7 protein-coding genes are annotated in these 8,571 nt (G+C 58.8%); 5 read left to right on the plus strand and 2 right to left on the minus strand.

Annotated features, from left to right (window positions below):
- The first annotated feature begins 157 nt into the window (after window positions 1-157).
- Complete coding sequence (locus Q0288_RS04645) at window positions 158-1,201, plus strand: GGDEF domain-containing protein (protein WP_299427903.1); 1,044 nt, start codon at window positions 158-160, stop codon at window positions 1,199-1,201.
- Between the two features lie 45 nt (window positions 1,202-1,246).
- Here the strand turns inward: Q0288_RS04645 and Q0288_RS04650 are convergent, their stop codons facing one another.
- Together Q0288_RS04650 and pheA are read right to left on the minus strand one after the other, a co-directional pair.
- Window positions 1,247-3,562, minus strand: coding sequence for a vWA domain-containing protein (locus tag Q0288_RS04650; RefSeq protein ID WP_299427906.1), 2,316 nt, complete (start codon window positions 3,560-3,562; stop codon window positions 1,247-1,249).
- A gap of 186 nt (window positions 3,563-3,748) precedes the next feature.
- Window positions 3,749-4,594 carry a prephenate dehydratase gene (pheA, locus tag Q0288_RS04655; protein ID WP_299427909.1) on the minus strand — a complete coding sequence of 282 codons (846 nt, stop codon included), beginning with the start codon at window positions 4,592-4,594 and terminating at the stop codon, window positions 3,749-3,751.
- Window positions 4,595-4,681: 87 nt separating this feature from the next.
- Here pheA and Q0288_RS04660 point away from each other — a divergent pair, with 87 nt between their 5' ends.
- The 4 genes from Q0288_RS04660 to Q0288_RS04675 all read left to right on the plus strand — a co-directional run bounded on the left by Q0288_RS04660 (window position 4,682) and on the right by Q0288_RS04675 (window position 8,490).
- On the plus strand, window positions 4,682-5,704 hold the full coding sequence (locus Q0288_RS04660; RefSeq protein WP_299427911.1) for a peptidoglycan bridge formation glycyltransferase FemA/FemB family protein: 1,023 nt from the start codon (window positions 4,682-4,684) through the stop codon (window positions 5,702-5,704).
- Window positions 5,705-6,008: 304 nt separating this feature from the next.
- Window positions 6,009-6,578, plus strand: a complete 570-nt coding sequence (locus Q0288_RS04665; RefSeq protein WP_299427914.1) for a hypothetical protein — start codon at window positions 6,009-6,011, stop codon at window positions 6,576-6,578.
- Window positions 6,575-7,492 (plus strand): LptA/OstA family protein, encoded by a 918-nt coding sequence (locus Q0288_RS04670; protein WP_299427916.1) that lies wholly within the window; start codon window positions 6,575-6,577, stop codon window positions 7,490-7,492. Before Q0288_RS04665 ends, Q0288_RS04670 begins: the two co-directional genes overlap by 4 nt.
- 5 nt (window positions 7,493-7,497) lie before the next feature.
- On the plus strand, window positions 7,498-8,490 hold the full coding sequence (locus tag Q0288_RS04675) for a DUF5666 domain-containing protein (protein WP_299427919.1): 993 nt from the start codon (window positions 7,498-7,500) through the stop codon (window positions 8,488-8,490).
- Window positions 8,491-8,571: the final 81 nt, after the last annotated feature.

Genomic DNA, 8,571 nt, shown 5'->3' on the forward strand with positions numbered 1-8,571 from the left:
CCGGACGGTCGGCGAAAAAAGCGTCTCCCTTCGGTCGGGTTCCGAGTCTGGTATTAGATCTTTGTAAAGCCGGCATCATCTTGAATCCGATACAAAGCGTGGGGGTATGGCGAAATACACCGCTTCCGTTGCCCTCGCACCGTACAATAAGCCTTCAATGTTTCGATGGCTCTCCGATCACGAGCGTCAAGAATCCCGGATGCGGGGCTACTACATCCCTTTGCTGGCTCTAGGAGCGGTCGCTAGCCTGATAGGGCGGCTCATGTCTACTGGGCAAACCTGGGTAGACTTTGCTTTCTTGCCGGCTATGACCGTGAGCTTTTCACTGCTGGCGATTTTGTTGAGCCTTCGGCGCATCTCTATCACCACCGTTAAGCTGAGTTTGTTGGGAATAATCTGCGTATATCAGCTGGTTTCACTTTCAGATTATGCCCTGGCGGGCAGACTTTATACCGATGGACTCAGCGCTACAGCCCTTTGGTTTCCGGTGGTGTTTCCGGTAGCCTTTGTATTTTTGCCAGCCTGGGCGGCCCTGCGTTTCTCGGTGCTTTTCTATGTGCTGGCTGTGTTGATCGGCCTGCTGGGTTTATCCATTACTGCAGAAGTTGAACAGCGCGCGCTCAATACCGTGATTCAGTTTTATCTGGCCTGCCTGGCCTTTTTGTATACCCAGGCCATTTATGCCCGCTACCGTGAGCAGTATGTAGACATGCACCAGATGGCCCATACTGATCCCCTTACCGGGATTGCCAATCGGCGCCTTATGCAGGATCTGCTGGAAAAAAGCTGCGAGGCAGCGAGGGCCGATAAAGCCGGTTTTGCCGTGCTCTTAATTGATCTGGATCACTTTAAGCGCATCAATGATTTGTATGGCCATTCGGTAGGCGACCAGGTTTTACGCGAGGTGGCATCGCTTTTGCAGGGGGTTTTGCGCCAGGATCAGACCCTGGCCCGCTGGGGTGGCGAGGAGTTTATGGTTTTGGCCCCCAAAACCAGTATGCTCCAGGCCCAGGAGATTGCCAGGGACATTGCCGAGTCGCTTGCCCGCACCAAGGTGGTGGGACAGTTTGAAGTCAGTGCCAGCATTGGACTGGCAGCATACCGCGATGGCGATAGTAGCGATGCGGTGGTTCGTCGGGCGGATGCGGCCATGTACCGTGCCAAGGCTTCCGGGCGCAACCGAGTTGAAGTCGAGGCTTGAACATGAAAGGCTGCCAAATAACCATATCGGCACGAATAAGGTGGTTCAGGGTTCTACCAGATCAATTACTCCGAGACTGGCCTTGCTGCTGAGGTCGTAGAGGAAAACAGACTGCCCCAGCGCAACCACATCGCCGGGTCTGACATCCGTAATGAAGGTTGCCAGTCGCAAATTGCCGGGAATGTGCTCGAGCTGCGCTCCTTCCGGCAATGGGTTGAACCGCAACCGCTCGAGGACTGTCTCGCCCGTGGCCTGCCCCATATCGGTTGTTTCCACCAGCGATACCAGCTTTCTACGCTGCTCTGGACGTCCACCCAGGTAGCGCAGGTATACCAGCGGTACGGGAACGCCCTCGAGGGCTGAGAAGGTAATTTCACCGATGAATTTTGCCCCGGTGTCCTCGAGTTGGACCGGCTGCTCGAATGGGATTCGGCTGCCTGCCTCCAGCATGCTTTCACCTATCCTGGCTCGAACACCCTGGGGCAGGTGCAAAAGCCGCAGCCCTCCTTTAGAAAGCATCAAACCCATCCCCAGCAAGACCGGGATATTGAGCCTTTTGCCGAGATCAATGGCATCCAGGCCTCCCAGATCAAAGCTGACCGGGCGACTCCCGCTCAGGGTAAAGGTGGCCTTACCCCAGCGGACAAGCGTAGCCTGTTTGGGATTTATCACTACAAAGCTCCCGATCAGTCCTTCCTCGCTGTAAAGCCGTACAGCCTCGGTAAAAGGCAGCATAGCACCCACCTCCAGGGGCACCTGGGTCAGCAGCGTTACTTGACCCGGGAGTTCCTCAATGTGTGCTCCGGTACCGGTGCCCATCAGGAGTAGCCCCCGTAGCAGGGGATTGCCCCACAACAAACCCAGATCTACCAACTGGCCTTCCTTGAGCTCGAGCTGGCGTGGTCCATCTACAGAAGGGGCAAGCAAGGACGCATAGGGCGATGGGAACTCCGTGGTTGAGGCGGGAATTTGTCGCCGCAGAGATAGGGGTTTTTGCCGGTGCCAGAGCCGCTGACCCGCCAGGGCCAGCGGAAGGAGGGCGGCCAGCAACCACCAGCGCCAGTTTCCCTCGGTGCTCAGGGGTAGCGCGGGCGGTCTGGGCAGCTCGAGCCTGGCTCCAGCAGGGGCCAGAATGCTCCATTCCATCTGCTGTACTGCGCTGCCCTCGCTGATACCCTGGTTGAATAGCTCGATTTCTACCTGTTGGCCGGGTCTCAAGCGAATAGGCCCTGCTTCGGTGTTGAAGCGGACTTCCAGCCCCTGTGGAAGATTGTCGAGGCCTACAGTGAGGGCCTCTGTAGCCCATTCGTTGCCTTCCAGGCGGTACTTGAAGGTACTCTTGCCCGCCTGGCTCAACACCATATTCCCGCTGCTTTCCAGTAAGACCAGATGGTATAGCGCACCCGGATTGAATGCCAGGCGGACGGGAATTGCCGCCGGAGTGACCACGGTTCCGGGCGGGCCGGATAGCACCAGAAACCCGCCATAGTTGCCATCGGGCAAAGTAGTTGTGTGGGTCAGGCGAAAACGAAGTTGTTCTTTCTCCAGCACCAGAGCCGATGGCTCGATCTCCAAGCGGCCTCCGGCCTGCTCGAGGTTTTCATCCTGGTAGACAATGGTCAGTGGGGTGCTGGGCCCCAGAACCCGTACCCCCAGCTGCACATTGCGAGCACCGGGCTCGAGTTTGAGGTTACCCAGATCCACCTGGCCAGGCGAAATCGTGGCATGGGCAAAAACCGGCACGACCCCCACCGCTGTGCTGATGGCACAGGCCTGGGGAAAATTAGCGAATGCCCCTTGAATATCCTCAGGCACGGCCCGGCCCAGGCCCGCGTAGTAGAGAAAATCATTAGAACCGCGTCTGGGATCATACTCCTGCAAAATCCGGCTCAGGTTTGGCCGCTGGGGGTCGTTATCAATGCCATCGGTAAGTATATAAACCACATTCCCTACCGCTGGGTCTGTGGGGAGTTCATTGAAGATATTTCGCAGGCTGCGGTACAGCCAGGTGTTGGCCCCCGTAGCCTCGAGGCCACTGATGTAGCCTTCCAGGCCCTGGCGATCTTCTGGCAAGCGAAAACGGGCTGTCGGAGCGGCTCCTTGATTGAAGGGGGTGACCCACACTTCGGCCCGGCCTCGAATGCTCCTTACAAAACTCAACAGCCTCTCCTGGAGCAAGGGGAAAATGACCGCCCGCCCATCCCCCCGGCCCACCATCGAAGCCGAGGTATCTATCAGAAAGCTATAACGAAAGTAGGCGGGGGGACGCTGCTCGGCGGTCTGCGCACTGGGAACGCAATCCTGGGCATGGGTCAGACCCAGTACAAGCGTCCACACGGCAACCATGCGCCCTAAATTCATTACCATGCACTATAGCCAGGCTGGCGGTTAGATTCAAACCGGCAAACCAGCGAAATATACACCCAAATACGGGTTGCATAGAACGGCTCCGGTGCGTTTGTAGATTTTGAAGTTGCTCCACCCTGGAAGGGAAGACCTGTATCGCAGCCGTCAAAAACTGTGAAGCCAGCCTGCAAAATTACAGGTTTATGGCTCCTTGACAAAGCCCCAGCTAGTCACGGCTGGATAAGAGCCCAGCACCTTTACGAAAGAAGCCCGGCGCAACAAGGTAAGCAAGGCCTGGGAGGGACCGGGATCCTCGGCATGGCCCTCGAAATCGGCATAAAAGATGGGGGAGAAGGGGCGGTCGGGGTCGCGGCGGGGGCGGGACTCGAGCTTGGTCAGATTGATGCCCTGATCGGCAAAGGCCTGCAGCGCTGCCAACAGTTCGCCCGGGCGGTGACGGGTGGTGAAGACCACCGAGGTTTTGTAGGGCCTTTCGCGGCGGGGTGAGTCCTCCCGCGAAAGCACAAAAAAGCGGGTGTAGTTGCCGGCGAAGTCCTGGATGGCTTCGGCCACGATCGCCAGACCATAGCGTTCGGCGGCACGGCGGCTGGCAATGGCGGCCAGTCCCGGCTGGGGACGCTCGGCCAATTCGCGGGCGGCTCCGGCGGTGTCGTAGACGGGCTCGGCCTCGAGTTTGTACCGGGCGATAAAGCCATCGCACTGGGCTAAGCCCTGGGGGTGGCTTTTGACCTTGCAGATATCCTCCAGTCGGGTTCCGGGTGGGGCCAGCAGGCAGTGCTCGACCTTCAGTACCAGTTCTCCCACCACGTGCAGGTCGGTCTCGAGCAGCAGGTCGTAGGTCTGGTTGATAATCCCGGCGGTGGTGTTTTCCACCGGAACCACACCGAGATCCACCTCATGGTTGGTCACTGCGGAAAAAACCTGGTGAAAGGTGGGCAGTCCGATGGTCTGAGCATCCGGGAAGGCTCTCAGCGAAGCCTCTTCGCTGTAGGCTCCCTCGGTTCCCTGGAAGGCAATTCGCGTCACGCAGCCCAGTATAAGTTTTTTTCCGGATCCCCCGGTAGTCTCAAAGACCCAGACAAGCGCAACTTTGATCCGGCATAATGGTAAATCGTGTTGAGACTGCAACTTGTCACTGAAGCGGCCAGTTGGAACGAAAAAGTATCTTCGTTGCCCATCAGCAGTGCTTTGCAGTCGTGGGGCTGGGGGGAGGTAAAAAGACTCTCCCGCTGGCAGCCGGAGCGGGTAGCGGTTTATGAAAATGACGAATTGATTGCTGCTGCACAGCTTTTCCGCCGCCGGTTCGCTGGCCCGGTCTCGATGCTATATGCCGCCAGGGGTCCTGCGCTACGGAACATCCAGGACTTGCCCAGGGTGGTCGAAGCGCTCAAACAGCGGGCGGAGGGCGCGGTGTATCTGAAGCTCGAGCCAGAAACCGGCCTGCCCGCCCCGCGAGCGGCCCCAGAATTTCCCCACATGCACCTAGAGGAGACCATTCAACCCGAGTACACCATCTGGCTCGATCTGACCCTGGGGCGTGAGGGCCTCCTCACCAACATGGAGAACATGCACCGCCGCAACACCAGGCTGGCCGAGAAGCGCGTAGTAACTACCATCGAAGGCCCCGAAGCCTTTGAGGAGTTCTGGCCGCTCTTCGAGGAGACCAACCGGCGGGCCAGGCTGTTGCAGCATTCCAAAACCTACTACCAAACGGTGCTCGAGGCCATGAACCAACCGCTGGGTCAGGCTTTCATTTCGATCTCGCGCCTGGAAGGCAAAGCCCTGGCAGCGGGTTTGTTTGTGGCCTTTGCGGGTAAGGTGGACTACCTCTACGGTGGTAGCAGCCGCGAAAACTCCCATGCCAAGGCCCCCAACGGCATGCACTGGGGGGCCATCAACTGGGGCCTGGAAAATGGCTACCGCATCTACGACCTGTGGGGCGTGCCGCGCCAGACCGAGGGCAGCCACGCGGCTGGGATTGACGCTTTCAAGGAAGGCTTCGGCGGCAACCGGGTGCGTTTCCCGGCCTACGATGTTACCCTCTCGCCGCTGTACAGCTTGATTAAACAAGCGCTACGATTACGCAAGAACTGGGTCAACTACCGTACCCGTGGCACCACACGAGATGTGTTGTAAGTTCGCCCACGCCCGGTTCTGCTAAGGCGAGATCCATTTTGAGGTTTGCAGTAGTGTGGCTGATGGTACCGCGTGATACCGCCTGGATTCCTGGTGCGGAGATACTTGCATGCCCCGCCATAGCCCGGGACGGAGGGTTCTCTTTTGGGTTAGAGAAGCGTGAAACGCACCAGGGTGCTGGGGGAAGCCGTGTATCCTGGGTAAAGATGGAGAATAGCCGCTACTCATGAGATATGCAGTCTGCTCCAAGAACCTTTAGCCCTCGGTTCACGCTTCTTAGCGACCTTCCTTCTACCCTCTAGCCGTGGTTCGTCCTGCGCTCATCGCTCTGGGTGTCATCGGGGTGCTCTCGCTGTTTCTGGTGAGCCGTCCGGTTCCAACGCCCGCCACCCCCAACCGAGGGGTGAAGCTCGAGAACGTCCGCCTGACCCTCTACCCCGAGCAAGACCCCAGGGCCCGCTGGGAGTTCTCGGCCACCCTGGTCGAGCAAGACCCTGGCACTCGAGAGGCCCGGGTAACGGGGTTGCAGTCAGGGCAGCGATTTGTGGAGAACCGCCTGGATATGCGGCTTTCTGCCCCCGAAGTGACGATTGACCGGGCGGATAACCTGCGGCTACCCTATGCCACGGTTGAAATACTCAAAGGTTGCTATACCGTCAACCTGGGCCAGCCAGGCGAGATGCCGGTCACGATTGACCAGCGAGAGGGTTTCCGTGCTCCCAGCGTTTTCATTACTGCACCCAGCCTGGAGGTGCGGGGGCGAGACTTCAAAAGCGATTTCGGTATCGAAAACCCCAGTTGGCGCGACCCTATCGAAAAGTTCATCTCGGGCGGGGAGCAGCCTCCCTGCCCTATCGAAGGTGGTAGTTCATGAAACGTATCGGATTGCTTCTTTTTCTCCTGATGCTGGTGGTGCTGGCCCAGAGCAAAGAACAGCGCATCATCACCATTGAAGCGCCTGGCGGACAGCGTTCCGGCAATCTGCGCAACGGCCCCTGGGTCTACGAGGGAGGCCGACCCGGTGGGGTGATTGGCAGGGTCAAAGATCTGGAAATCAATGCTACCCGCGCCACTCTGGAAGCCCCCCAGGGCAAGACCATGCAGGAGGCTGAGGGTGAGCGGGTGGCCTCCTTCGAAGGCAACGTGGTCGTCAAGCGTGACCGCATGACTGCTGGCGGGCCTAGACTGGTCTATCGCGAGACGAATGGGCGTGGCACCCTGGACGGTAACGCCCGGATGCGGCAGGAACCCCGAGACCGCAACAGCGACCCGGTGGAGGTTACGGCCCCACGCATGACCTTCGAGGTGGACACCAACATCTCCACCAGCGAAGGCGGTGTGACCCTCAGGAATGGTCGCCAGGAGGGGCGCTCTGATGGTGTGTACTACGAAGAAGACCGTGGGTTGGCGGTTTTCAATGACGATAGGGAAGTGGTGCTTATCCGCAAGCGCGAAGGCAAGGGCGACCTGGTGATTCGGGCTAGAGAAATTCGTAGCCTGACCGATGAGAAGCGCTTGCTGGCGACGGGCGGTGTGACCCTGGTGGATGGTGACATCACCACTACCGGGGCCAGTCTGGTCTACAACGATAACACCGGCGAGGCCACCATCGTTGCCGGTCGGGTAGGCAACCAGAACGTGCCCGCCCGAAGTGTCAACGCCAGGGAGCGGGCTACCCTGTCTGGTAATTCGCTCTTGCACAATGTCAACCGCTCCCAAGTGCGGGTTCTGGCCCAGCCTCCCCGGCTGCCGGTGAACGATTTCCGCAAGTTGAGTGAGCAACCATAGAACCCATGCGCTGGCCCTGGCTGGTCTCGGGAATGTTGTTGCTGGCGGCGGTGGCCCAGCAAGACCCCGAGCCTTCCTTTCAGACCACCGCCGAAATTGAGCGGCGGGGTAAGAAAATCGTGGTGATTAAGACGGGGCCGGATAACCCCCCCGCCATTATCGAGCTGCGCGACCTTTATGGTGGGGTCATTACCGCGCTAAATTCTGTGGAGAAAACCCTCACTTTGAGTAATCAGAAGTTTACGACCGATAACCTGACCCGTTTCTGGCAGGAGGGCAGAGCGGTGCAGTTTACCGATCTGAAGGTGGGCCAGCAGGTTCGCCTCGAGGCCGCCGAGCAAAACGATGGTTCGCTACGGGCTTTTGACGTGCAGATTGGGGGCAAGCGAGAAGGCCCCTCGCTGAGCCGCTCGCTCTTCGCCGACCCTCCCCCCTTCCGTGTCCAGATCACCTTCGGCGACGATGCCAAGGCTTTTGGGGCCATTGCCCGTGTGGAACAAATCCGTGATGTCAACGACTATGTATTCATGACCGGCGGCACCGCCCGATACATCGAAGAAGAGGATCGCCTGGAACTAAACCTCAAACCAGCTCCCAGGGCCGTGGAAGTACGACAGGGCAAGAGCAAGGCCTGGGGTAGCCGTCTCGATTACGACAACGAGAGTGGCGATGCGCGGGTGGCAGGGCCAATTGAACTCGAGCGTTCCGGCGACAAACCCCTGCAAGGCAGTGCACAGCACATGGTCTATAACGTGGACGACGAAATTCTCCGCTTATTTGGCGGGGTCAAGCTGGTGCAGGACGGTCGTACCTCCACTGCCGATACTGCGGTCGTGCGGGAGAAAGACCGCACTGCCTATCTCTTTGGCTCGAAAGACAGGCCGGTGCGCAGCCAGAACAAGGACGGTTTCGTGGAAGGAGCCCGGGTGCTCTACCACCTCGACACCGGTGATGTGGTGGTGTTGGAAGGGGTTAAGGGAGAGTTTCAAGATCCTTAGAGCGGTTCTGGTACGGACTGCACCCCGGGTTGTTTTGAAAACCGCCTCCGGGTTGCCCAGGTTCCCTGGATGGATAAAACC

The organism is uncultured Meiothermus sp. (genome assembly GCF_937863175.1).
Classification (GTDB): Bacteria; Deinococcota; Deinococci; order Deinococcales; family Thermaceae; genus Meiothermus.

Bases quoted from the DNA above. Each gene is read 5' to 3' on its own strand.
- Q0288_RS04670 (WP_299427916.1), top strand. From the start codon at position 6,575: ATGAAACGTATCGGATTGCTTCTTTTTCTCCTGATGCTGGTGGTGCTG.
- Q0288_RS04675 (WP_299427919.1), top strand. From the start codon at position 7,498: ATGCGCTGGCCCTGGCTGGTCTCGGGAATGTTGTTGCTGGCGGCGGTG.
- Q0288_RS04645 (WP_299427903.1), top strand. From the start codon at position 158: ATGTTTCGATGGCTCTCCGATCACGAGCGTCAAGAATCCCGGATGCGG.
- Q0288_RS04650 (WP_299427906.1), bottom strand. From the start codon at position 3,562: ATGAATTTAGGGCGCATGGTTGCCGTGTGGACGCTTGTACTGGGTCTG.